The 22,610-nt window shown below is 70.5% G+C and carries 18 protein-coding genes, 1 tRNA gene and 4 pseudogenes; 14 read left to right on the top strand and 9 right to left on the bottom strand.

What is annotated here, in order from left to right:
• Positions 1 to 565 precede the first annotated feature (565 nt).
• A complete protein-coding gene (locus ACWD4A_RS10240) occupies positions 566 to 805 on the bottom strand; it encodes a chaplin (RefSeq protein ID WP_451191896.1) in 240 nt (79 codons plus the stop codon).
• A 178-nt stretch (positions 806 to 983) separates the two neighbouring features.
• Between ACWD4A_RS10240 and ACWD4A_RS10235 the strand changes: the two genes are divergently transcribed.
• The 6 genes and pseudogenes from ACWD4A_RS10235 (at position 984) to ACWD4A_RS10210 (ending at position 6,033) form a co-directional block, all read left to right on the top strand.
• Positions 984 to 1,226, top strand: coding sequence for a hypothetical protein (locus ACWD4A_RS10235; protein WP_451191893.1), 243 nt, complete (start codon positions 984 to 986; stop codon positions 1,224 to 1,226).
• 201 nt (positions 1,227 to 1,427) lie between these two features.
• Positions 1,428 to 1,505 (top strand): annotated as a pseudogene (locus tag ACWD4A_RS10230) (DNA primase); the annotation flags it as partial.
• Positions 1,506 to 1,507: 2 nt separating this feature from the next.
• Positions 1,508 to 2,982: pseudogene (locus ACWD4A_RS10225) on the top strand (ATP-binding protein).
• A gap of 466 nt (positions 2,983 to 3,448) precedes the next feature.
• A pseudogene (locus tag ACWD4A_RS10220) lies at positions 3,449 to 3,666 on the top strand (helix-turn-helix domain-containing protein).
• A 9-nt stretch (positions 3,667 to 3,675) separates the two neighbouring features.
• Positions 3,676 to 4,943: pseudogene (locus ACWD4A_RS10215) on the top strand (tyrosine-type recombinase/integrase).
• A gap of 247 nt (positions 4,944 to 5,190) precedes the next feature.
• Positions 5,191 to 6,033: a hypothetical protein gene (locus tag ACWD4A_RS10210; protein WP_451191891.1), complete on the top strand. Its 843-nt coding sequence runs from the start codon at positions 5,191 to 5,193 to the stop codon at positions 6,031 to 6,033.
• A 227-nt stretch (positions 6,034 to 6,260) separates the two neighbouring features.
• On the opposite strand, the gene ACWD4A_RS10205 is transcribed toward ACWD4A_RS10210, so the two are convergent.
• Positions 6,261 to 6,332: transfer RNA gene (locus ACWD4A_RS10205), tRNA-Cys, on the bottom strand.
• Between the two features lie 76 nt (positions 6,333 to 6,408).
• Positions 6,409 to 7,317, bottom strand: a complete 909-nt coding sequence (locus ACWD4A_RS10200; protein ID WP_451191889.1) for an alpha/beta fold hydrolase — start codon at positions 7,315 to 7,317, stop codon at positions 6,409 to 6,411.
• 88 nt (positions 7,318 to 7,405) lie between these two features.
• On the opposite strand from ACWD4A_RS10200, the gene ACWD4A_RS10195 reads away from it, so the two are divergent.
• The 3 genes from ACWD4A_RS10195 (at position 7,406) to ACWD4A_RS10185 (ending at position 10,270) form a co-directional block, all read left to right on the top strand.
• Entirely contained in the window at positions 7,406 to 8,311 is a 906-nt protein-coding gene (locus ACWD4A_RS10195) for a LysR substrate-binding domain-containing protein (RefSeq protein ID WP_451191886.1), read from the top strand.
• Between the two features lie 343 nt (positions 8,312 to 8,654).
• The gene (locus ACWD4A_RS10190; protein WP_451191883.1) at positions 8,655 to 9,209 is read left to right on the top strand and encodes a cysteine dioxygenase; all 555 of its coding nucleotides are present in this window, start codon (positions 8,655 to 8,657) and stop codon (positions 9,207 to 9,209) included.
• Positions 9,209 to 10,270 (top strand): YeiH family protein, encoded by a 1,062-nt coding sequence (locus ACWD4A_RS10185; protein WP_451191880.1) that lies wholly within the window; start codon positions 9,209 to 9,211, stop codon positions 10,268 to 10,270. The genes ACWD4A_RS10190 and ACWD4A_RS10185 overlap by 1 nt, the downstream gene beginning before the upstream one ends.
• Before the next feature lie 79 nt (positions 10,271 to 10,349).
• On the opposite strand, the gene ACWD4A_RS10180 is transcribed toward ACWD4A_RS10185, so the two are convergent.
• A complete protein-coding gene (locus ACWD4A_RS10180; RefSeq protein ID WP_451191877.1) occupies positions 10,350 to 10,958 on the bottom strand; it encodes a hypothetical protein in 609 nt (202 codons plus the stop codon).
• 204 nt (positions 10,959 to 11,162) lie between these two features.
• Between ACWD4A_RS10180 and ACWD4A_RS10175 the strand changes: the two genes are divergently transcribed.
• The 4 genes from ACWD4A_RS10175 to ACWD4A_RS10160 all read left to right on the top strand — a co-directional run bounded on the left by ACWD4A_RS10175 (position 11,163) and on the right by ACWD4A_RS10160 (position 16,636).
• Positions 11,163 to 12,569, top strand: a complete 1,407-nt coding sequence (locus ACWD4A_RS10175) for an MFS transporter (protein ID WP_451191874.1) — start codon at positions 11,163 to 11,165, stop codon at positions 12,567 to 12,569.
• 147 nt (positions 12,570 to 12,716) lie between these two features.
• Positions 12,717 to 14,504 carry a DEAD/DEAH box helicase gene (locus ACWD4A_RS10170; protein ID WP_451191872.1) on the top strand — a complete coding sequence of 596 codons (1,788 nt, stop codon included), beginning with the start codon at positions 12,717 to 12,719 and terminating at the stop codon, positions 14,502 to 14,504.
• A gap of 626 nt (positions 14,505 to 15,130) precedes the next feature.
• Entirely contained in the window at positions 15,131 to 15,772 is a 642-nt protein-coding gene (locus ACWD4A_RS10165) for an IclR family transcriptional regulator (protein WP_451191869.1), read from the top strand.
• Between the two features lie 69 nt (positions 15,773 to 15,841).
• The gene (locus tag ACWD4A_RS10160) at positions 15,842 to 16,636 is read left to right on the top strand and encodes a YlbL family protein (protein ID WP_451191866.1); all 795 of its coding nucleotides are present in this window, start codon (positions 15,842 to 15,844) and stop codon (positions 16,634 to 16,636) included.
• Positions 16,637 to 16,927: 291 nt separating this feature from the next.
• Here ACWD4A_RS10160 and ACWD4A_RS10155 read toward each other — a convergent pair whose 3' ends face one another.
• The 5 genes from ACWD4A_RS10155 to ACWD4A_RS10135 all read right to left on the bottom strand — a co-directional run bounded on the left by ACWD4A_RS10155 (position 16,928) and on the right by ACWD4A_RS10135 (position 21,310).
• Positions 16,928 to 17,902, bottom strand: a complete 975-nt coding sequence (locus tag ACWD4A_RS10155; protein WP_451191863.1) for a glycine betaine ABC transporter substrate-binding protein — start codon at positions 17,900 to 17,902, stop codon at positions 16,928 to 16,930.
• Position 17,903: 1 nt separating this feature from the next.
• The gene (locus ACWD4A_RS10150) at positions 17,904 to 18,800 is read right to left on the bottom strand and encodes an ABC transporter permease (protein ID WP_451191859.1); all 897 of its coding nucleotides are present in this window, start codon (positions 18,798 to 18,800) and stop codon (positions 17,904 to 17,906) included.
• Between the two features lie 82 nt (positions 18,801 to 18,882).
• Positions 18,883 to 20,145 (bottom strand): ABC transporter ATP-binding protein, encoded by a 1,263-nt coding sequence (locus ACWD4A_RS10145; RefSeq protein ID WP_451191856.1) that lies wholly within the window; start codon positions 20,143 to 20,145, stop codon positions 18,883 to 18,885.
• Positions 20,138 to 20,785: an ABC transporter permease gene (locus ACWD4A_RS10140; RefSeq protein ID WP_451191854.1), complete on the bottom strand. Its 648-nt coding sequence runs from the start codon at positions 20,783 to 20,785 to the stop codon at positions 20,138 to 20,140. The genes ACWD4A_RS10145 and ACWD4A_RS10140 overlap by 8 nt, the downstream gene beginning before the upstream one ends.
• Positions 20,786 to 20,830: 45 nt before the next feature.
• Entirely contained in the window at positions 20,831 to 21,310 is a 480-nt protein-coding gene (locus ACWD4A_RS10135) for an Lrp/AsnC family transcriptional regulator (RefSeq protein WP_451191851.1), read from the bottom strand.
• A 121-nt stretch (positions 21,311 to 21,431) separates the two neighbouring features.
• Here ACWD4A_RS10135 and hppD point away from each other — a divergent pair, with 121 nt between their 5' ends.
• Positions 21,432 to 22,562 carry a 4-hydroxyphenylpyruvate dioxygenase gene (hppD, locus tag ACWD4A_RS10130; RefSeq protein WP_451191848.1) on the top strand — a complete coding sequence of 377 codons (1,131 nt, stop codon included), beginning with the start codon at positions 21,432 to 21,434 and terminating at the stop codon, positions 22,560 to 22,562.
• The last annotated feature ends 48 nt before the right edge of the window (positions 22,563 to 22,610 follow it).

The raw sequence follows: 22,610 nt of genomic DNA, 5'->3' as shown, positions 1-22,610 counted from the left end.
CCGTAAGGTGATCCCGAACTTTTGAACGATCCAGCCAAGGCTCAACGCCCCCTTGATAACGGGTGAGTTGTGATGCCGACAACTCTGTCGCTCGGGCCGCTCGCAGGCAACTCTGGTTGTCCAACAAGGAGGTTCGAACCCGATGACAGTGATGACCTATCGCCCCGGCGGGGTGCGGCTCCGCCCGCCTGGCGGCGGAAGTACATGGTGGGCTCGCGCGGACGTGCTGCGGCTTGCTCGTTCCGGTGAGCTGGAGCAGGTTCGTGGGGAGTGGGTCCTGTGCTGATTCCGCTCCCGAAGCCCCCGGCGTTGATTCCTCTGCCGCATACGGGTGGGCCGCCCGCCGTGTCCGGGAAGAAGTGGGAGCCCCCTTGTTCCCGGTGCGTGGAGCTGGTCGCCGCCCTTCAGCTCGCCTGGCGGCACAGTGATGGCGATGAGGGCGCTGATATCCGGCGGGGGATCGTCGCCCATTTCGACGCGGCGCATGCTGCGTAGCACGGCCGGGGCCGGGTGTTCGTCGAGAACACCCGGCCCCGGCCGTATGTGCGGATCCTCCGGTCAGTGATCAGCGGTCAACGTTGGCGCACGTGTTTCCGGTGGTGGGGTTCACCAGACCGACGATGTCGATGCTGTTGCCACAGAGGTTGATCGGAAGATGGATCGGGACCTGGATGACGTTGCCACTGACGATGCCGGGAGAGCCCACGGCTGCCCCGTGGGCGTCGGCGTCGGCTGCGGCGGTGCCGGCAGTGGCGAATACACCGGCTGCGGCGAGGATGACGGCGGCAATGAACTTTTTGCGCATGGTTGCTCCCTCTGAGTGATGGCCTCCTGATGTTGCATCCCATCGCATTCCGTGAGTGGTATGGCGAATTGCGGCCGTTCGAGGGCGTGTCGCCCGGCTCCGAACGGCCCCGCTTCGCCGTGGTGCACGCCTCACCGCCCCACTACCGCAACCGGCGCGGCGTGGCACTCTGGAGGTCATGGAAGAACAGTCCTGGCGCCCCCATGCCCTCCCCGGCGAGCCGTACTACACGACGGACACGTGCAGTGGGTGCGGTTCGGTGGTGCAGGGGATCCACGGGCGGTGGACGTGTCCCAACTGCGGTGCGTGCAGCCCTTATCAAGAGCCGCCCGAAGGGTGGGCCACGGAGATCACGGCGGAGGAGCTGGCCACGAACACGGTGGCGTACGACGACGTGCCGCCGCCCCGTCAGCCCTCGTAGCCCTGCGTCTGCGTCATCCAGAGCAGGAGGCCGCCCGTCGTGAGTGTGACGAGGGGGCCGAGGGCGAGGCCGACGAGCCAGGACCGTACGGGCGCCAGGAGGGGCGGGCATCGGGCCGGATACTCGCTCCGCGCGTGCGCGGATAGCTCGATGCGGATACTCGATACAGAGGCCGTGACCGGAATCGAACCGGCGTAACTCGCTTTGCAGGCCAAGGGTGAATCACCCCGGCACTGCGCCGACGCGTGGGCCAACGCCCGGACTGTACTGGGGGTGTAGCTGTGTCCGAGGACGAGAAGACTCCGGCCCGCGTGATCATTACCGACTATGCGCAGCAGCACTTCCGGTACTTCCGCACCGCCGACGGGACCGTGTACGCGCAGAAGAACGGCCACCCCGTGGCCCGCCCGATCCGCTCCCAGGGCACCGCCGGCAGCCACCGCCAGGAACTCATGGTCGGGCTGTTCACCGACGGGCAAGGATCCTTCAACGGCACCGCCTTGAAGGAGGCGCTGGACCTCATCGAGGCACTGGCGATGAGCCAGGAGGTGCAGCCGTCCACATCCGCGTCGCGCCCGGATTCGACGGGGCGACCTGGCTGGACCTGGGCCGCAACGACGGGAAGTCCGTCCGCATCCACCCCACCGGCTGGGACATCCTCACCCCCCGGCCGGAAGAGGTGTGCTGGCGGCGCACCCAGCTCACCGGGGAACTCCCCCTTCCGGCCAAGGACACCGACGGCAAGGGCCTCGACCTGCTGCTGAGGCTGTGCAACTTCGCCAACGCGCAGACCGAGTGCCTGGCTGTTGCCTGGCTGATCGGCTGCCTCGGACCGTCCGTGCCCGTCCCCGCCCCGTTCCTCACCGGCCCCCAGGGCGCGGGCAAGTCCACCGGGGGCCGGATGCTGGTGCGGATCATCGAGGGCATGAGCGGCGACCTGCGCCGCGCCCCGAAGGACGAGGAGAACCTGATCGCGGCCGTGGCCGCCGGATGGGTCACCGCGCTGGACAACCTCTCGCATCTGGCCCCCGACCTGTCGGACTTGATGTGCTGCATCGTGACCGGGGCCGAGACCATCAAGCGCGCCCTGTACACCGACGGTGACGTCGTACGGGCCCGCTACCGCCGCCCGCTGCTGCTGACCGGCATCGACGTCGGCGTCATCCGCCCCGACCTCGCCGAACGCCTCCTCCCCCTCCGCCTGGAACGCCCAAGTGTCCGGCGCACCGAGGCGGAGCTGTGGGCGGAGTTCGACGAGGTCCTGCCCGTCGTCCTCGGCTCGCTCCTGGACCTCACGGTCAAGGTCCGTGCCGCCGATGCTGACATCCCCACCGACCTGCGCATGGCCGACTTCACCCACCTGCGCGCGCAGCTCGACGCGGCGGCCGGTCTCGGAGCGCTGAGCGCCTACCGGGCCAGCCTGGACGACCTCAACGACGACGTCATCGAGGGTGACCTCCTCGCCCAGACGGTTCTCAAGCACGCCGCCGGCCTTGATGCTGGTGTCGAGGTGCGGAAGACGTCGGCGGAGTGGCTGCACTGCCTCACCGGCCTCTACAGCGGCGAGGACTACCGTCCCCTGCCCAAGGGCTGGCCCACCACGGGAAAAGTCCTCTCCGACCGCCTCAAACGGCTGCAGCCGACCCTCGCCGCCCGCGGCGTCCTCATCGACTGGGGCCGTACCAACTCCGCCCGGCACATCACGATGACCCGACCCGCGGCACCACCGCCGCACCAACAGGACGCGGCGTTCTGACCTGCGATACCACGGTGCCCCACCGAACAAGTAAGAGGAGCACCCCGCGCGGGGGCGTGCTCCTCTTGCTGTTCCGGCGGCTTGCCGCCGCTGCGCAGGTCGTGCCGCGAAGCGGCTCCTTCTTCACGTTTTGAGCCGCACCGGCACCACCACAGACACCCCACTTCTTTTTCCTAAGAGAAGAGACGCTGCGTCACCTGCGTCACCAGCCACAAAGCGGCCCCTGACCAGGAGCTACAGCGGTGACGCAGACAGCCGAATCCTGCGTCACCCCGCGTCACCCACGTCACCCGGTGACGGATGCCTGTGTCACCCGATGACGCACCCCGAAACCTCTGCGTCACCCGAAACCCCAGGTCAGGGACCTGGGTGACGCAGGTGACGTGGTGACGCAGAAATCCGTGCCTCGGACACACGCGGGCCATGAGAAGTACCCAAGACCTTCCTGCCTAGGAGGCATTCCGGAATGAGCGTCACGCTTGCCGACTCCATCGACCCCACTCTCGTCCTGCTGACCGTCGAGGAGGCCGCCCGCTGCCTCCAGATCGGCCGCACTGTCTGCTACCGGCTCATCCGCTCGGGGGAACTGGAGTCCACCTCCGCAGGGTCCCCGCCGACGCCGTACCCGAATGCGCCTCCCGCCTCCGCGCGAAGCACCGCACTGCCACCGTCACGGCCGTCTGAGGAGCACAAATGACAGAAGAGAACAAGGACAAGAAGCGCACCCGACAGCCCAACGGCCGTTCGTCCATCTACCAGGGCAAGGACGGGAAATGGCACGGCCGTGTGACGGTCGGTGCACGGGACGACGGCCGTCCAGACCGGCGCCACGTCGAACGCAAGACCCGCGCCGAGGTGACCGCGGCCGTCCGTGAGCTGGAGCGGCAGCGTGACGCCCAGACCATCCGTAAGCCTGGAAGGGCCTGGACGGTCAAGACGTGGCTGACCCACTGGGTGGAGACCATCGCCCCGCTCGCCGTCAACCAGAACACGATGGTGGGCTACGGCGTCGCCGTGCGGAAGCACCTCATCCCCGGGCTGGGGGCCCACCGCCTCGACAAGCTCAAGCCGGAGCACATTGAGGTGCTCTACGCGAAGATGCAGGCCAACGGCAGCAAGCCTGCGACCGCTCACCAGGTGCATCGCACCTTCCGCACCGCCCTCAACGAGGCCGTACGGCGCGGCCATCTCGGCAGGAACCCCGTCGAGTTGGCCAAAACGAGGTGGAGCCGTACACCGTCGCGGAGGTGCAGCGGCTGCTGAAGGCCGCAGACCAGCACCGCAATTCCGCTCGGTGGGCCGTCGCCCTCGCCCTCGGACTGCGCCAGGGAGAGGTGCTGGGGCTGAAGTGGGAGGACATTGACCTTGACGGCGGGTTTCTCATGGTCCGCCGTAGTCGCCACCGGCCACAGTATGCGCACGGCTGCGCAGAGCCCTGCGGGCGCAAGGCCGCCGGGTACTGCCCGCAGCGGCGACGCGTCAACCCGGAGACGTCCACCACCAAGTCACGGGCCGGCCGCCGCGCGGTCGGCCTCCCGGAACAGCTCGTGGACCTGCTGCGCGCCCATCGCCAGGCGCAGGACGTCGAGCGCGAGGCGGCCCGAGGTCGCTGGGTGGAAGGTGGTTGGGTGTTCCCCAACGAGTGCGGCCGCGCTCCTTCCCATCGGGAGGACTGGACCGAGTGGAAAGCCCTGCTGGCAAAGGCGAAGGTCCGTAACGGGCGCCTGCACGACGCGCGCCATACGGCCGCCACGGTGCTGCTCATCCTCGGGGTGCCGGAGCGGGCCGTGATGGGGCTCATGGGCTGGTCGACTACCGCCATGGCCGCGCGCTATCAGCACATGGTCGATGCGGTGCGGACCGACGTCGCGAAGCAGGTGGACGGTCTGATCTGGAAGACCGAGACGGACCGGCCGGACGATGACGACGGTGAGGCAGGCGTGTTCGTACCGGCCAACTAAGGTGAGTCAAAAGGGCGGTCCATGACGGACCGCCCTTTCATTTTTCCGGGAGTGCCACCGTACAGAAATGGACTAGGGCCTACCTGTGTCGACCCCGACGCGCGATTGCGGACACTTCCCGCTGGTCGTACGGTTGAGGTAACGAGGTCTGCTCAGCCAACTATGGGACGCGACCCCAAGGTGAAGTGAGCGATCGTCGCCTCCCGGATCCACCCATAAACATTCACCTCCCGCCTCGGAGGATCTCATGCCCGATTACCAAAATGAACCAGTCATCAACACCGAAACCGACGATAGAGCTGCAATTGAAGGGCATGCCAAGGGTGCCGGTGTATTCGGTGAAAGTTCAACCTGGCTCGGCGTCCATGGCAAAAACACCGGTGACAGTGGTGCTGGCGTGAAGGGGGAGGGTGGCCAGAACAGCGGTGTAATAGGCGACAGTTCGGGATGGTACGGCGTCTACGGGGAGACATCAGCCCCGGGGACGTCTGGTGCAGCGGCGGTGAGGGGGGAGTCCAAGTCTGACTGCCCCGGCGTGTACGGCTACAGCGTCGCCGGCGCTGGCGTAGTTGGGTATGCCGCTGGAGGGGGGAGTCCAGCCGGGCGTTTCGAGGGGTGGCTAGACGTCACCGGGCGAGCGCAAATCGGGTACGACCTCTATGTCGCTGGCCAAATTACGAGCGGTGGGCACGACTACGCGGAGTCATTCGATACGCAGGAGGCCACGGAGCCCGGGACAGTGCTCGTGATCGGGGAGGACGGCCGCCTTGCCCCATGCACCTCTGAGTACGACACGAGTGCATCAGGAGTTGTCTCGGGAGCCGGGGGACTCACGCCGGGCAGCGTCTTGCAGGGGGAAGCAAGCCATTCGTCTCAGGCGACCCTCGCCTTGGCGGGGCAGGTCTACGTCAAGGTAGATGCCGGCTATGGCGCAATTGCCATTGGCGACCTGTTGACCACCTCGCCTACAGAGGGATGCGCCATGCGAGTGGCGGACCGGACACGTGCAGTCGGTGCAATCATCGGAAAGGCACTTACAGCAATGCCCACTGGGGCTGGGCTGGTACGAATGCTGGTGGTGAACTCGTAAAGTTGACCCCGGCTATGCCTTACACGGCTGGCCCGAGCTGATCCGACGCACCATCGGCGAAGACTGGCGGAAGGCAGTTGTACCGCAGCCCTGCCCACAGCCGCGTGGTGGCTAGCTGGCTCGGCACTGTCGCGTGGCCCAAATGATACGGGAACTGAGACGGACGACCGATAGGTCGGCACCCTCCAGGGGGGCCGACCTATCGTTTTGCCTGCTCAAGCCACCAGAGGCCGTGACCGGAATCGAACCGGCGTAACTCGCTTTGCAGGCGAGTCCCTCAACCACTCGGGCACACGGCCAAGTTGTGCTGTTCCTCGAACATAGGGGACCCCCGGCGGAGGGGGCAATGGGTGTCATTGAGCTGACACACCGTGTTCATGGAGTACCCGTGCGGAGGAATTCCTCGACGATCGGGCGGAACATGTCCGGTTCGTCGACCCAGGGGTAGTGGCCGACGTCGTAGAGCGGGCGCAGGGTGCCGTTGGGGAAGCAGGCGGCGACGAGTTCGCCCGCGCGCATGCCCGTGATCGCGTCGCGGTCGCCGGTGAGGACCAGGGTCGGGCACGTCACTTCGCGGAGGCGCAGCAGCAGGTCCCGGCGGGCCGGTTCGTCGACGCCCTGCCAGAAGCCCGCGCGGGGGACCGGGCCGAGCTGGTCGGGTTCGGCGGCGGCGTGGGCTCGTTGGGGCGCGTCCCAGCGGGCGTACGCCATGGGGGCCGCGCGCCGCAGCAGGTCGCGGACCTCGGCCATGTCGGTGGTCCGGGGGAGCAGGTGCACCGCGACATACGCGTCCGGCCACCAGTCCTCCGTGGCGCGGGACTCGAAGATCCGCTCGGCGTCGTCGGGGAGCTCGCCCTGCAGCCGGGAGCCGGGGGTGACCAGGACCAGGCGGCTCAGCCGCTCGGCGTGCGCCGCCGCGTACGCCTGGGCCGTCGCGCACGCGGCGTCGTGTGCGAGGAGCGCGAAGCGGTCCAGGCCGAGGTGGGCGCGCAGCGCCTCGACGTCCTCGGCGAGGGCCGGGAAGGCGTAGCCGGCGGGGTCGGGGGAGGGCGGCGAGGCGCCGGTGCCCCGGCTGTCGGGGATGACGAGGCGGTGGTGGGCGTCGAGACCGCCGAGGTCGCCGAGGTACGCGGCGTCCCGCCCCGGCCCGCCGGCCAGGCACACCACGGTCGGCGCGACCCCGGCCCCGGCCCCGACTCCATTCCCGCCCCCGCCCCCGCTCTCCCGTGCCTCCAGCACGCGGTACGCCAGCTCCATCGAGTCGTACGTCATATATCGCGGCATAGGGGCACTTTGCCTGAATGATCCGTCAATCCAGAAGTGACTCCCCGCTCACTCTCCCGCTCCCCCAAATTCCGCTTATGATTCCGGTGTGTTCGACACCCGGCACATCAAGACGTTCCACGCGGTGGTCACGGCCGGGTCGTACTCCGCGGCCGCCCGCGCGCTCGGCTACACGCAGCCCGCGATCACGCAGCAGATCAAGGCACTCGAACGGGCCGTGGGCACCCCGCTCTTCGTGCGCGTCGGCCGCCGGATGCGGCTGACCGAGGCGGGCGAGGCGCTCACCCGGCACGCGGAGACCATCCTCGACAGCCTCACGTCCGCCCAGCAGCAGATGAGTTCGCTCACCAGGCTGCGCGCCGGGCGGGTCCGGGTCTGCGCGTTCCCCAGCGCCAGCGCCACCCTGGTGCCGGAGGCCCTGGCCCGGCTCGCCGCCGACCATCCGGCCGTCCGGGTCGAGCTGCTGGAGGGCGAGCCGCCCGACTCGATCCGCCGTCTGGTGCGTGGCGAGTGCGACATCACCCTGGCCTTCACCTATCCCGGCCTCCACGAGCACATCCCGGACGAGGTGGTCGAGATACGGCTGATGGAGGATCAGCTGACCGTCCTGATGCCCACCGGGCACCCCCTCGCCCGCCGACGGGCCGTCAAACTCGCCGACCTGTCCGGGGAGCGCTGGATCGCCGGCTGTCTGCGCTGCCGCACCAACTTCCTGCACGAGTGCGCCGAGCTGGGCTTCGCCCCCGACATCGCCTTCACCACCGACGACAACCTCGTCGTGCAGTCGCTGGTCGCGGAGGGGCTGGGGGTGGCGATGATGCCGGGTCTCGTGCTGTCGTTCCTGCGGCACGACAAGATCACGGGGCGGGCGCTGGATCCGGCCTCGCGCCGCCAGGTCTCGGCGTACGTTCTGCGTGAGCATCTGCGGATTCCGGCCACGGTGCTTGTCCTGGACGAGTTGAAGGCGGTTGCGGCGCGTCGCGTCGGCTGTTGACCCCTAGGGGTCGGCCCCCGGCCCCCGGCCCCGGCGCCCCCGCCGTCGCGCCTGCGGCGGGCTTTTTCCCCAGCCCCGCCCCTTCCCGGCTGTGTCGATTTGCGGCTCCGCCGCGTGGGGGCTCCGCCCCGGACCCCGCAACACGGCTTCGCCGCGGTGTCCTCAAACTCCCCCAGCTAACGCTGGGAGGTGCCCCCAGGACGGGCTGGATTTCCGGACCGTGGCCTTGAATCCGCGCGGACGGGCTGGAGTGCGGCCCCCGCACAGATCCATAAGCCCGCATTGGGATCCCGTCAAGAAACTGTCGTTGGACTGATGGATCGGCGCGGCCGACGCTGCTGGCATGACCACTCCCACCGCAGCCCCGACGACCGCGCGCATCGCCCAGCTCGTCGACGACGTACGCGCGGTGGTAGGCCGCGGCCTGCCGCCCGACACGACGGCATATCTCGTCGGCGAGCGGCTCGCGGCCCACCTCGGTTCCTCCGATCTGCTCACCCCCGAGCAGCGCGAGGGCCACCCCGACCACTACCGCCAGCACCTCCTGCACGCCGAGCACGACGGCAGCTTCTCGGTCGTCGCGCTCGTCTGGCTGCCCGGCCAGCAGACGTCCGTCCACGACCACGTCTCGTGGTGCGTCACGGGAGTGCACGAGGGCACGGAGAGCGAGCGCCGCTACCGGCTGGTCCCCGACGGCACCACCGCCCGCCTCGTCGCGGCCGAGGAGGTGGTCAACGCCCAGGGCGACGTCTGCGGCTTCGCGCCGCCGGGTGACATCCACCGTGTGCGCAACTCCTGTTCGTCCACCGCCATCTCGATCCATGTGTACGGCGCGGACGTCTCCCGGCTCGGCAGCAGCGTCCGCCGCGTCTACGACCTGCCGGCCGACGAACTCTGATGGCGCTGATCTCTCCTCGTACCGGGCCGAGTACGGAAGAGGCGGAACAGCGGGCACAACGACCGGCCACGGCCCGGAAGTCCACGCTTCCCGGGCTCGCCATGGCCGCCGCCGGTGTCGCCGTCGCCTGGGCGGTGCACCGGCTCGTGCCCGCCGTCCCCATGCTCACCGCCGCCGTCGTGCTCGGCATCGCGGCCGCGCACGCCCCCGGCGTACGGGTCCGGGTCCGCGGCGCCTGCCGCCCGGGGCTGACGCTCGCGGGCAAACGGCTCATGCGCGTCGGCATCGTGCTGCTCGGTCTCAAGCTCAGCCTCGACGACGTGCTGGGGCTCGGCTGGGCGACCGTCGCGATGGTCGTCGCCGTCGTGGCGGCCACCTTCTCCGGGACGCTGTGGCTCGGGCGCAGGCTCGGGCTGCGCGGCGACCAGCCGCTGCTGATCGCCACCGGCTACTCCATCTGCGGCGCCTCCGCGATCGGTGCCGTCAGCGAGGTGTCGGGCAGCGACGAGGAGGACGTGGCGACGTCCGTGGCGCTGGTGACGCTGTGCGGCACCCTCGCCATCGCCGTGCTGCCGCTGCTCCACCACCCGCTCGGGCTGGACGACGCACAGTTCGGCCGCTGGGTCGGGGCGGGCGTGCACGACGTGGGGCAGGTCGTGGCGACCGCGCAGACCGCCGGGCCCGAGGCGCTCGCCGACGCCGTCCTCGTCAAGCTGATGCGGGTGGCGCTGCTCGCCCCGCTCGTCGCGGCGGTCGCGGTGTCCGTACGCAAGCGTCGGCAGACGGCCCCCTCGGGCAAGCGGCCCGCGCTCGTGCCCCTGTTCGTCCTCGGCTTCCTCGTCATGGTCGGCGTGCGCACCACCGGCTGGGTGCCGGGCGGGGCGCTCGACCTCGCGCAGCACGCGCAGGAACTCCTGCTCGCCGCCGCCCTGTTCGGCCTCGGCAGCGCGGTGCACCTGCCCACGCTGGTACGGACCGGCGGCCGGGTCGCGGCGCTGGGGCTGTGCTCGTGGGTGGTGATCGCGGGGGCGTCCTACGGGGGAGTGCTGCTCACCACCTGACGCCTCGACGGGACCTGGCCGTACGGCCAGGTCCCGTTCGTATCGTCCCGTTCGTGCCGTTCGTCTCCGTCCGACGTGCCTACGAGCCGTAGCGCTCCGTCATCTCGGTGATCTTGTTGTCGGGGCCGACCGCCACGTCGTAGTAGTTCTGGCCCGCGCAGAACTCGTCGCTCTTGTGCTTCGACTGGCCGCTGTCGTACTGCTTGTGGTCCGGGTCGGCGCACTCCTTGACGTGGCCGATGCCGGAGAGGGTCTTGTCGGTGGTGGTCGCCGGGCGGGCCTCGGGGCCGTTCCTGCCGATGACGGTCACCTTGGCGTTCGGGTCGAACGAGTAGGTCTTCAGCGGGCCTTCGGGGTGGTAGAAGGCGCCCTCGTTCATCTCCCTGTTGCAGGAGACCTTGGCGTCCCGCGCGACGACGTTGGCCATCGCGCCCTCGACGTTGTTGACCCGGATGAGCTTGTGGCCCTTGGGCTGCGGACCGCAGGGGTCCTTGGCCGGGTCCTTGGCCTTGCCGCCGTCCGCGGGCCTGGCGGCTCCGCCCGGTCCGGCCGGGGCGCTCTGCGACGGGGACGACGGGGACGCGGATGAGCCGGACGAGGACTTCCCGCCGTCGTCGGGGCCGCAGGCGGTCAGGGCGAGCGTGCCGGTGACGACCAGCGCGGCGGCGAAGGCATGGCGAACGGACATGGTGGATCCCCCGTGGTGCGGTGCCCGGCCGTGGCCGGGCTGTTGAACTCGGCAGAGTCTAACTCGTCATGATCATGACCAAATTCTCTCGCCGGGCGGCTCCCGGCAGCCTCACGCGGAACAGCGGACCCTAGGACCGAAGTCCGAGCCGATCTGGTTCCCATGACAGGTGTCACCGGTGGTTTCGGTTCTTACGCTGAGGCAATGACCGCTCTCGGATCCATAGCCACCGGCGCCGCACCGGACGCACAGCAGGGCGTTCTCGGGCGCTCGTACCGGGCGTTGACACTCGGCGTCATCTCCGTCGTCTCCCTGATCGCCTTCGAGGCCAGCGCGGTCAACACCGCGATGCCCGTCGCGGCCCGCGCCCTCGACGGGATCGGGCTCTACGCCTTCTCCTTCTCCGCCTTCTTCACGGCGAGCCTCTTCGCGATGACCCTGTCGGGGGAGTGGTGCGACCGCGCGGGCCCGCTGGCCCCGCTGTTCACCGGCATCGCCGCCTTCGGCACCGGGCTCGTCCTGGCCGGGTCGGCCCAGCGGATGTGGATGTTCGTGGCCGGCCGCGGGGTGCAGGGCATCGGCGCCGGGCTCGTCATCGTCGCGCTGTACGTGGTGGTGGGGCGCGCCTACCCCGAGCGGCTGCGGCCCGCGGTCATGGCCTCGTTCTCGGCGGCGTGGGTGGTCCCCGTGATCGTCGGCCCGCTGGTGGCGGGCACCGTGACCGAACAGTTCGGCTGGCGCTGGGTGTTCCTGGCCATCCCCGTGCTGATCCTGCTGCCGCTCGCCGTGATGCTGCCCGCCCTGCGCAAGCTCCCCGCCGGTGAGCGCACCCCGGCCCCGGACCGCCGCCGCATCCTCTTCGCCCTGGCCGTCGCGGCCGGCGCGGGACTGCTCCAGTACGCCGGACAGGACCTCCGCTGGGTGGCGCTGATACCCGCCGCGGCCGGGCTCGCCCTGCTCGCCCCGGCCGTCCTGCGGCTGCTGCCGCCCGGCACCTTCCGGGCCCGCCGCGGCCTGCCGTCCGTGGTCCTGCTGCGCGGCATCGCGGCGGGCGCCTTCCTCGGCTCGGAGACCTTCATCCCGCTGATGCTGGTGAGCGACCGCGGCCTGTCCGCGACGATGGCCGGGCTCTCCCTCACCGGCGGCGGCCTGAGCTGGGCGCTCGGCTCGTACACCCAGAGCCGCCCGCGCCTGGAGCCGCACCGCGAGCGGCTGATGGGGCTCGGCATGCTGCTGATCACCGCCGCCGTCGCCCTGGTGACGACGGTCCTGATCGACGGCGTGCCCGCCTGGACCGTCGCCGTCGCGTGGACCGTCGGCGGCTACGGCATGGGCCTGACGATCTCCGGCGGGAGCGTGCTGCTGCTCAAACTCTCCCGACCCGGCGAGGAGGGCACCGACTCGGCCTCCCTCCAGATCTCCGACGCGCTCGGCAACATCACCCTCGTCGGCGTCGGCGGCGTCCTCTTCGCCGCGCTCGGCGGCGGGGCGAACGGCGGGGCGGACGGCGCGGCCGCGCCGAAGGCCGCCTTCACCGTGGTCTTCCTCACCATGGCGGCGGTCGCCCTCGTCGGCGCGTATGTGACGACGCGGCTGCGGCCCCGGGAGTAGGACCCCCTTTTCCCGGCCTTTCCCCGGCCACCGCGATCTGTGACCTCGGTCCCACCGCCGGGTGAGGACGGGCCGTCTCCCCCGGGTTCCGCCGCGGACGCGGGTAGGCTGACGCGGTTGCCGATCGCCGACCCCCAGACGGAGACCGTGACTACCACCACCGCCAACCATCACCTCTCGCCCGCCTTCCCCGGCAGGGCCCCCTGGGGTACCGCGAACAAGCTGCGTGCCTGGCAGCAGGGCGCGATGGAGAGGTACATCCAGACGCAGCCCCGCGACTTCCTCGCCGTCGCCACCCCGGGCGCCGGGAAGACGACCTTCGCGCTCACCCTCGCCTCCTGGCTGCTGCACCACCACGTGGTGCAGCAGGTGACCGTCGTCGCCCCCACCGAGCACCTCAAGAAGCAGTGGGCGGAGGCCGCCGCCCGGGTGGGCATCAAGCTCGACCCCGGATACAGCGCCGGACCGCTCGGACGCGAGTACCACGGCGTCGCCGTGACCTACGCCGGTGTCGGCGTCCGGCCCATGCTCCACCGCAACCGCTGCGAGCAGCGCAAGACCCTCGTCATCCTCGACGAGATCCACCACGCCGGCGACTCCCGGTCCTGGGGCGAGGCCTGCCTGGAGGCCTTCGAACCGGCCACCCGCCGCCTGTGCCTGACCGGCACGCCCTTCCGCTCCGACACCAACCCCATCCCCTTCGTCGTCTACGAAGAGGGCAACGACGGGATCCGGCGGTCCTCCGCCGACTACACCTACGGCTACGGCAACGCCCTCTCCGACGGCGTCGTCCGCCCGGTCATATTCCTCTCCTACAGCGGCAACATGCGCTGGCGCACCAAGGCGGGCGACGAGCTGGAGGCCCGGCTCGGCGAGCCGATGACCAAGGACGCGATCTCGCAGGCGTGGCGCACCGCCCTGGACCCGCGCGGCGACTGGATGCCGAACGTGCTGCGCGCCGCCGACCGGCGGCTGAGCGAGGTCCGCAAGTCCATCCCGGACGCGGGCGCGCTCGTCATCGCCTCCGACCAGGACTCGGCGCGCGCCTACGCCAAGCTGCTCCGCGAGATCACCGGCGAGGGCCCGACGGTCGTCCTGTCCGACGACTCCGGCGCCTCGCAGCGCATCGACGACTTCTCGCAGGACGAGTCGCGCTGGATGGTCGCCGTCCGCATGGTGTCCGAGGGCGTCGACGTGCCCCGGCTCGCGGTCGGCGTCTACGCCACGACGATCTCCACCCCGCTGTTCTTCGCCCAGGCCGTCGGCCGCTTCGTGCGGTCCCGGCGGCGCGGCGAGACCGCGTCCGTCTTCGTGCCGACCATCCCGACGCTGCTGACCTTCGCCAACGAGATGGAGGTCGAGCGGGACCACGTCCTCGACAAGCCCAAGAAGGAGGGCGAGGAGGACCCCTACGCGGAGGAGGACAAGCTCCTCGCCGAGGCCGAGAAGCAGCAGGACGAGGACACCGGCGAGCAGGACATGCTGCCCTTCGAGGCGCTGGAGTCCGACGCCGTCTTCGACCGGGTGCTCTACGACGGCGCCGAGTTCGGCATGCAGGCCCACCCCGGCAGCGAGGAGGAGCAGGACTACCTCGGCATCCCCGGGCTGCTCGAACCCGACCAGGTGCAGATGCTGCTCCAGAAGCGGCAGGCACGCCAGATCGCGCACAGCCGCCGGAAGCCGGACGAGCAGGCCGACCTGCTGGAGATCCCCGCCGAGCGGCGGCCGGTGATCACCCACAAGGAACTCCTGGAACTCCGCAAGCAGCTCAACACGCTCGTCGGCGCCTACGTCCACCAGAGCGGCAAGCCGCACGGTGTGATCCACACGGAACTCCGCCGCACCTGCGGCGGCCCGCCGAGTGCGGAGGCGACGGCGGGGCAGCTCCACGAGCGCATCCGCAAGGTGCGCGAGTGGGCGACCCGCATGAAGTAGGGGTCGCGCCGCCCGCTGCCGGGTGCCCCGCCGTTCGCACGGGGCTGCGCCCCGGACCCCGCAACACGGCTTCGCCGCGTTGTCCTCAAACGCCGGACGGGCTGGATTTTCCGGACCGTGGCTCTTTGGCCTGCGGCCCGCAGGCTTGCGGCCCGCAGGCTGCGGGCTACGCCCGCAAAATCAGCCCGTCCGGCGTTTGAGGACGCGGCCGCAGGCCGCTCCCGCCGCTGGGGGTCCCCCCGGACGGAGTCTGGGGGAGGCAAACGACCCGCAGTCGGAGGTTCGGGAGTACGCCCCGCAGGGAGCCCGCTCCCGCCGCAGGCGGCGACGGATCCGCACTCGAGAATGCGCCGCACGCGCAGTGCGCACGTGTCCGAATGCTGGGACTCGACCACCGATATTCGTAAAACCGGCGCACCCTGCCCGGATGTTGGGCAGACTCTTCCGCTGAGCGGACCGGCGGCGCTACGGTTCCGGTCACGCACACGCCCCGTGGCAGCGCCGCCGCGGAGCGCAGCCGGTGCCATGCGACCAACGGCCGGCGGCCTCTCCTCGCGCGCTGCCGGACGGGACCGGTGGCGCATCCCACCGTGATGAGGGCCGCCACTCATCGGAGGAGGGGCGTCGTGACCGCGGAAACCTCGCAGACGCTCGACAGGGGACTGAGGGTCCTGAAACTGCTCGCCGACACCGATCACGGGCTGACCGTCACCGAGCTCTCCACCAGACTCGGCGTCAACCGGACGGTGGTCTATCGACTGCTCGCCACCCTGGAACAGCACGCGCTCGTGCGCCGCGACATCGGCGGCCGCGCACGGGTCGGCCTCGGCGTGCTGCGCCTGGGCCGCCAAGTCCATCCGCTGGTACGGGAAGCCGCGCTGCCCGCCCTGCGGTCACTGGCCGAGGACATCGGTGCCACGGCCCACCTGACGCTGGTCGACGGCACCGAGGCGCTCGCGGTGGCCGTCGTCGAGCCGACCTGGACGGACTACCACGTGGCCTACCGCGCGGGCTTCCGCCACCCCCTGGACCGCGGCGCGGCGGGCCGGGCCATACTCGCCGCCCGCCGCGGCGAGACCGACAACCCGGGCTACGCGCTGACCCACGGCGAGCTGGAGGCCGGGGCGAGCGGGGCGGCCGCCCCGCTGCTCGGCGTCCTCGGCATCGAGGGCAGCGTCGGTGTGGTGATGCTCTCGGACTCCATCCCGGACCGGGTGGGCCCGCGGGTGATGGAGGCCGCGAAGGAGGTGGCGGACGCGCTGCGCTAGCGCGCGTACCGGCGCGTTCGCCGGGTGCGGGTCCGGGGCGGAGCCCCGGCGTGAACTAGATTCGGTCACATGCCAGCTCCGACTCGCCGCACCCGCACCCTGGCCCTCTGCGCCGCGCCCTTCGTGGCCCTGCTCGCCGTGGCCGCGTTCGTCCCCCTGCCGTTCTCCATCGCGCAGCCCGGCACGACCGTGAACGTGCTCGGGGCGGACGCGGGCAAGCAGGTGATCACCATCCACGGTGCCGACAGCAGGCGGACGAGCGGGCAGCTGCGGATGACCACGATCCAGGCGACCGGTCCGGATGCGGAGGTCAGCCTGAGCGATGTGATCAGTGGCTGGTTCCGCAAGGACGAGGCGGTGATGCCGCGCGACTCCGTCTACCCGGTCGGCAACTCCGGCAAGGAGGCCGAGGAGCACAACGCCGCCGAGATGAAGAAGTCGCAGGATGCCGCGTCCGAGGCGGCCCTCCGCTACCTCCACAGGTCCCCCGGCCAGGTGAAGGTGGACCTCAGCCTCGCCGACATCGGCGGACCGAGCGCCGGCCTGCTCTTCACGCTGGGCATCATCGACAAGCTCGACGGCGACGGGCGCGGCGGTGACCTCACGGGCGGACTGACGGTCGCGGGGACCGGGACGATCGAGCCGGACGGGACGGTGGGGGCGGTCGGCGGCGTGCCGCTGAAGACGCAGGCGGCGCGGCGGGACGGGGCGACGGTGTTCCTGGTGCCGAAGGGGGAGTGCGGTGATGCGCGGGCCGATCTGCCGAAGGGGCTTCGGCTGGTGCCGGTGGATCGGCTGCCGGATGCCGTCGCTTCTCTGAAGGATCTGGCCTCGGGCCGTGAGGACAAGGTTCCCACCTGCTGAGTCCCGGCTGCGGGCCGGTGGATTTTTCCCCAGCCCCGCCCCTTCCCGCAGCATCCGATGGTGCGGCTCCGCCGCGTGGCGGGGGAGACCCCCGGACCCCCGACCGCGCTTCGCGCGGTGTCCTCAATCGCCGGACGGGCTGATTTCGCGGACCGTGGCAGCGAACCCGCGGGCCGCAGGCTCAAGGTCATGCCCGGCACATCCAGCCTGTCCGGCGATTGAGGACGCGCCCGAAGGGCGCTCCCGCCGCTGGGGGTCCCCCCGGCCGGAGGCTGGGGGAGGCAACGGCGCTCAGCCCTTCTGGATGAAACCCTCGCGAAGGAGCCAGTCCTTCGCGACGTCGTGCGGGTCCTCCCCGTCCACATCGACCCGCGCGTTGAGCGCGCGCGCCACATCGTTCGTCAGGCGGGCCGTGATCGGGTCGAGGACGTCCCTGATCGCCGGATACTTCCGCATGGCCGCGCTGTTGATCTCCGGGGCCGCGTTGTAGTTGGGGAAGAAGCCCTTGTCGTCCTCCATCACGACAAGGTTCATCGCCTTGATCCGGCCGTCCGTCGTGAAGACCTCGCCGAAGGTGCAGGAGCCGCCGCCCGAGACCTGGGTGTAGACGATGCCGCCGTCCATCTTCTGCACCCGGGAGGCCGGGACGGACATGCCGTACGTCTTCGCCATGCCGGGCAGCCCGTCGTTGCGGGCGGCGAACTCGCTCTCCACGCACAGGGTCACGGCGGAGGGGTCGCGCTTCGACAGGCGGGCCACGTCGGAGAGGGTCCGCGTCCCGTACCGCTTCTCGTTCGCGCGGTTCAGCGCCAGCGCGTACGTGTTGTTGAGCGCGGCCGGGGCCAGCCAGGTCAGGCCGTTCCGCGCGTCGGCGTCCGCGACGGCCCGCCACTGGGCGCGCGGGTCGGCGATCGGTGTGTCGTGCCCCAGATAGGTGATCCAGGCGGTGCCGGTGTACTCGTACATCCCGTCCGCGCCACCGGACTTGACCGCCTCGCGGGCGCCGATCGAGCCCTGGATGTTGGTGCGGTCGAGCACGTCCGCCCCCGCCGCCTTGAAGGCGAGGCCCATGATCTGTCCGAGGACGATGTTCTCGCTGAAGTTCTTCGAGGCCACGGTCAGTTCGGCGCCCCTGAGCGGCAGGCCCTGCCCGATCGAGCCGGGCCGTACGTGGTCGACCATCGGGGAACCGCTGGTGAGGCCGCAGCCGCCCAGTGCGAAGGGGAGCAGCAGGACGGCGGCCGGCAGGCCCGTTCGGCGTCTCATCTCACTCGCCCCCCTCCAGGCCGCGCGGCCGCAGCAGCAGTTCGGCCAGGGACGCCAGCCAGTCCACGAGCAGTGCCAGCGCGACGGTCAGCACGGACCCCAGCACCAGGACCGGCATCCGCTGGTTGGTGATGCCGGACGCGATCAGGTCGCCGAGCCCGCCGCCCCCGCCGAAGTAGGCGAGCGTCGCCGTGCCCACGTTGAGGACGAGCGCGGTCCGTACGCCCGCGAGGATCAGCGGTACGGCCAGCGGCAGTTCGACCTTGCCCAGCACCCCGAGGGCGGACATGCCGATCCCGCGCGCGGCCTCCACCAGGGTCGGGTCGATGGCCCGCAGGCCCGCCATGGTGTTGGAGAGCACGGGCAGCACCGCGTAGATGACGATGCCGACGAGCGCGGCCCGCATCCCGATCCCCATCCAGATCACCAGCAGCGCCAGCAGGCCGATCGCGGGCGTGGCCTGGCCGATGTTGGCGACGGCCATGACGAGGGGCGCGGCCGGCCGCAGCCTGCGCCGGGTGAGCAGGATGCCGAGCGGGATCGCGATGATCAGGACGAAGAAGGTCGAGACGACGGTGAGGACGACGTGCTGGCGCAGCCGCAGCCAGACGTTGCCGTCGGCGATCGCGTTCCGGGCGATGGAGTCGAGGTGGGCGCCCCGGAACCAGAGCCAGGTGCCGAGCAGCAGCACGAGCAGGAACGAGGGGAGGACGGTGAGCTTCGCCGGGCCGACGCGGCGGAGGCCGGCGGCCGTGGCCCGGACCGCGGCCGGGGGCGGCTCCCCGGCCTGCTCGGTGTCGTCGAGCGCGCCCGGGTCGCGGAAGGCGACCCCGTGCACCTCGTGCTCACCGGCAGGACGCTCCCCCTGTGGAGGCGGCCGGCGCACGCGCCACTTCACGGCCGCCTCCGCAGGGCGCCCCGGCAGGGGCGCGGCTCCGCCGCCTGGGCGCGACCGGCCGGACACGTACGCCGCGTCGTGTTCACTCCTCGCCCCAGGGCGGCTCGCCGGGCGTGCCGCCCTCCTGCTCCTGCCGGGTCTGCCGGGCGCGCTGTTCCTCCAGGCGGTGCTGGTGCTCGACCGCGTCCAGGCGGTCCTCCTCCAGGAGTTCGTGCACGGAGTTCATCAGCGTCTCCATGTCCACCACGCCCTCGTACTCCCCGCGCCGCCCGGTCACCGCGACCCGGCCCGCGTTGTCGATGAGGACCGCCTCCAGCGCGTCGCGCAGCGTGGCGTCGCGGGTGACGGTGTCGTGCACCAGGGTCCCGGCGCGTGCCAACGAGCCCTTGGCGCGCATCAGATCGCCGCGGCGCAGCCACTTGTACGGGCGGTGGTGCCGGTCGAGGAGCAGCACCTCGTTGGTCGTGCCGGTGCGCAGCTTGTCGAAGATCGACTGGAGGGGGTCGTCGATCGTCGCGGTCGGGAAGGCGGACACGCCCACGTCCCGGACGCGGGTGAGGTTGAGCCGTTTGAGCGCGGCGCCCGCGCCGACGAAACCCGACACGAAGTCGTCGGCGGGGTTGGTGAGGATGGCCTCCGGGGTGTCGAACTGGGCAATGTGGGAACGCTCGCGGAGCACCGCGATCCGGTCGCCGAGCTTGATGGCCTCGTCGAAGTCGTGGGTGACGAAGACGATCGTCTTGTGCAGCTCGTGCTGGAGCCGGATCAGCTCGTCCTGGAGGTGGTCGCGGGTGATCGGGTCGACGGCCCCGAAGGGCTCGTCCATCAGGAGGACGGGCGGGTCGGCGGCCAGCGCGCGGGCGACCCCGACGCGCTGCTGCTGCCCGCCGGAGAGCTGCCGCGGGTAGCGGCCCCGGAACTCGCCCGGGTCCAGCCCCACCAGGTCCAGCATCTCCGCCACCCGGGCACCGGTGCGGGCCTTGGACCAGCCGGTCATCCGCGGCACGAGTGCGATGTTCTGCGCGACGGTCATGTGCGGGAACAGGCCCGAGGACTGGATGGCGTAGCCGATCTTGCGGCGCAGCCGGACCGGGTCCATGTCGGTGACGTCCTCGTCGTCGATCCTGATCCGGCCGGACGTCGGCTCGATCAGCCGGTTGATCATCTTCATGGTGGTGGTCTTGCCGCAGCCGGACGGGCCGACGAAGACCACCAGTTCCCCGGCCTTGATCTCCATGTTGACGCAGTCCACGGCGGGCGCGGAGGTGCCCGGGAAGCGCTTGCTGAGGTTCTCCAGCTGGATGGTGGCACCCGAGGGCGCGGCGGCCGCCGAGGGCTCAGGCACGGATCCCCCTCGGGATGGTCAGCCGCCCGATCAGTACGTACGCGGCGTCGAAGAGCAGGGCGAGGACGACGATGCCGAGCGTGCCCGCCAGCACCTGGTTGAGCGCGTTGGCGCTGCCCAGCGAGGAGATCCCGCGGAAGATCTCGTTGCCGAGGCCGGGCCCGGAGGCGTACGCGGCGATCGCGGCGATCCCCATCAGCATCTGGGTGGCGACCCGGATGCCGGTGAGGATCGGCGGCCAGGCGAGCGGCAGCTCGACGCGGAACAGCCGGGCGGGCCGGGACATGCCGATGCCCTTCGCCGCGTCGACCAGCGAGGGGTCCACCCCGCGCAGCCCCACGACCGCGTTGCGGACGATCGGCAGCAGCCCGTACAGCACCAGGGCGGTGACGGTGGGCGCGACACCCAGCCCGGTGAGCGGGATCAGCAGGCCGATCAGCGCGAGCGAGGGGATGGTGAGGAGCGTCGCGGTCGCGGTGACGGCGAGGTCCCCGGCCCAGCCGCTGCGGTAGGTGAGCACGCCGATCGCCACCCCCACGAGGGTGGCGACGACCATGCACTGGAAGACGGCGCTGGCGTGTTGCCAGGTATCGGCCAGCAGTTGGTCGTGCCGGTTGCCCACGTACTCCCAGAAGCTCACCCGCGTACCTCCCGCCGTCGTCGGAAGCCTTGCCGAAAAGCCGCGTCAGGGCCGGTGCGCGTCCTCCGCCGCCTGCTTCACCAGGGGGATGATCCGCAGCGGGACCGCGTTCTCCATCACGATCGCCGTGGAGGCCCGGACAATGCCATCAAAACCCACAACCCGGTCGATCACACGTTGGAGGTCGGCGTTCGAGCGTGCGACCAGGCGGCAGAGCATGTCGCCGTGGCCGGTCGTGGTGTGCAGCTCCAGCACCTCCGGAACCGTGGCCAGATGGGTCCGTACGTCCGCGCCCTGCCCCTGCTTGATCTCCAGCGTCGCGAAGGCGGTGACCGGGTAGCCCAGCGCCGCCGGATCGACCTCGGGCCCGAACCCCCTGATCACCCCCTGGGCCTGCAGCCGGTCGAGCCTCGCCTGCACCGTACCGCGGGCCACTCCCAGGCGGCGAGAGGCCTCCAGCACACCGATCCGGGGTTCCTCGGCGAGCAGCTCGATGAGCCTGCCGTCCAATCGATCGATCGCCATGGCCGCCTCCCAATGGTCATCCTGTACAGATCGCCCGGAGTCACCGGGCATACGCTATGCACCTTGCCCAGTGAAAACGCAAACTATTGCGCACCTTGTGGATCGGCGGGAACCTGCGCCCATGACACAGACCACGGATCACACCCTTCACACCGCTCGGCAGGACGACCCCTTCCCGGTCAAGGGGATGGACGCGGTGGTCTTCGCGGTCGGCAACGCCAAGCAGGCCGCGCACTACTACTCCACCGCCTTCGGGATGAAGCGCGTCGCCTACTCCGGACCGGAGAACGGCAGCCGCGAGACGGCGAGTTACGTGCTGGAGTCCGGCAACGCCCGCTTCGTCTTCACCTCCGTCGTCAAGGCGACCACCGACCGGGGCCGCTTCCTCGCCGACCACGTCGCCGAGCACGGCGACGGCGTCGTGGACCTCGCCATCGAGGTCCCGGACGCCCGCGCCGCGTACGCCCACGCCGTCGAGCACGGCGCCACCGGGGTGACGGAGCCGCACGAACTCACCGACGAGCACGGCACGGTCGTACTCGCAACGATCGCCACCTACGGGCAGACCGTCCACACCCTGGTGGACCGATCCGGCTACACCGGCCCCTACCTCCCCGGCTTCGTCGCCGTCGACCCGGTCGTCGAGCCCGGCCCGCGCCGCTTCCAGGCCATCGACCACTGCGTCGGCAACGTCGAACTCGGCAAGATGGACGAGTGGGTCGGCTTCTACAACCGGGTCATGGGCTTCACCAACATGAAGGAGTTCGTGGGCGACGACATCGCCACCGAGTACTCCGCGCTCATGTCCAAGGTCGTCGCGGACGGCACCCGCAAGGTGAAGTTCCCGCTCAACGAGCCCGCGATCGCCAAGAAGAAGTCGCAGATCGACGAGTACCTGGAGTTCTACAACGGGCCCGGCGTCCAGCACATCGCGCTCGCCACCAACGACATCGTCGCGACCGTACGGGCCATGCGGGCGGCCGGCGTGCAGTTCCTGGACACCCCGGACTCCTACTACGACACCCTCGGCGAGTGGGTCGGCGAGACCCGCGTCCCCGTCGACACCCTCCGCGAACTGAAGATCCTCGCCGACCGCGACGAGGACGGCTACCTGCTCCAGATCTTCACCAAGCCGGTGCAGGACCGTCCCACGGTCTTCTTCGAAATGATCGAGCGCCACGGCTCGATGGGCTTCGGCAAGGGCAACTTCCAGCCGGCCGCCTGCAGGCACGCCTTGACCGAGTCGACGTAGAAGTAGCTGAAGTTGGGCGCGGTCTTCTTCGACTTGTCGCTGTAGTAC

The organism is Streptomyces sp. NPDC002537, from assembly GCF_053594975.1.
This window is presented reverse-complemented; position numbering and strand designations above follow the sequence as displayed.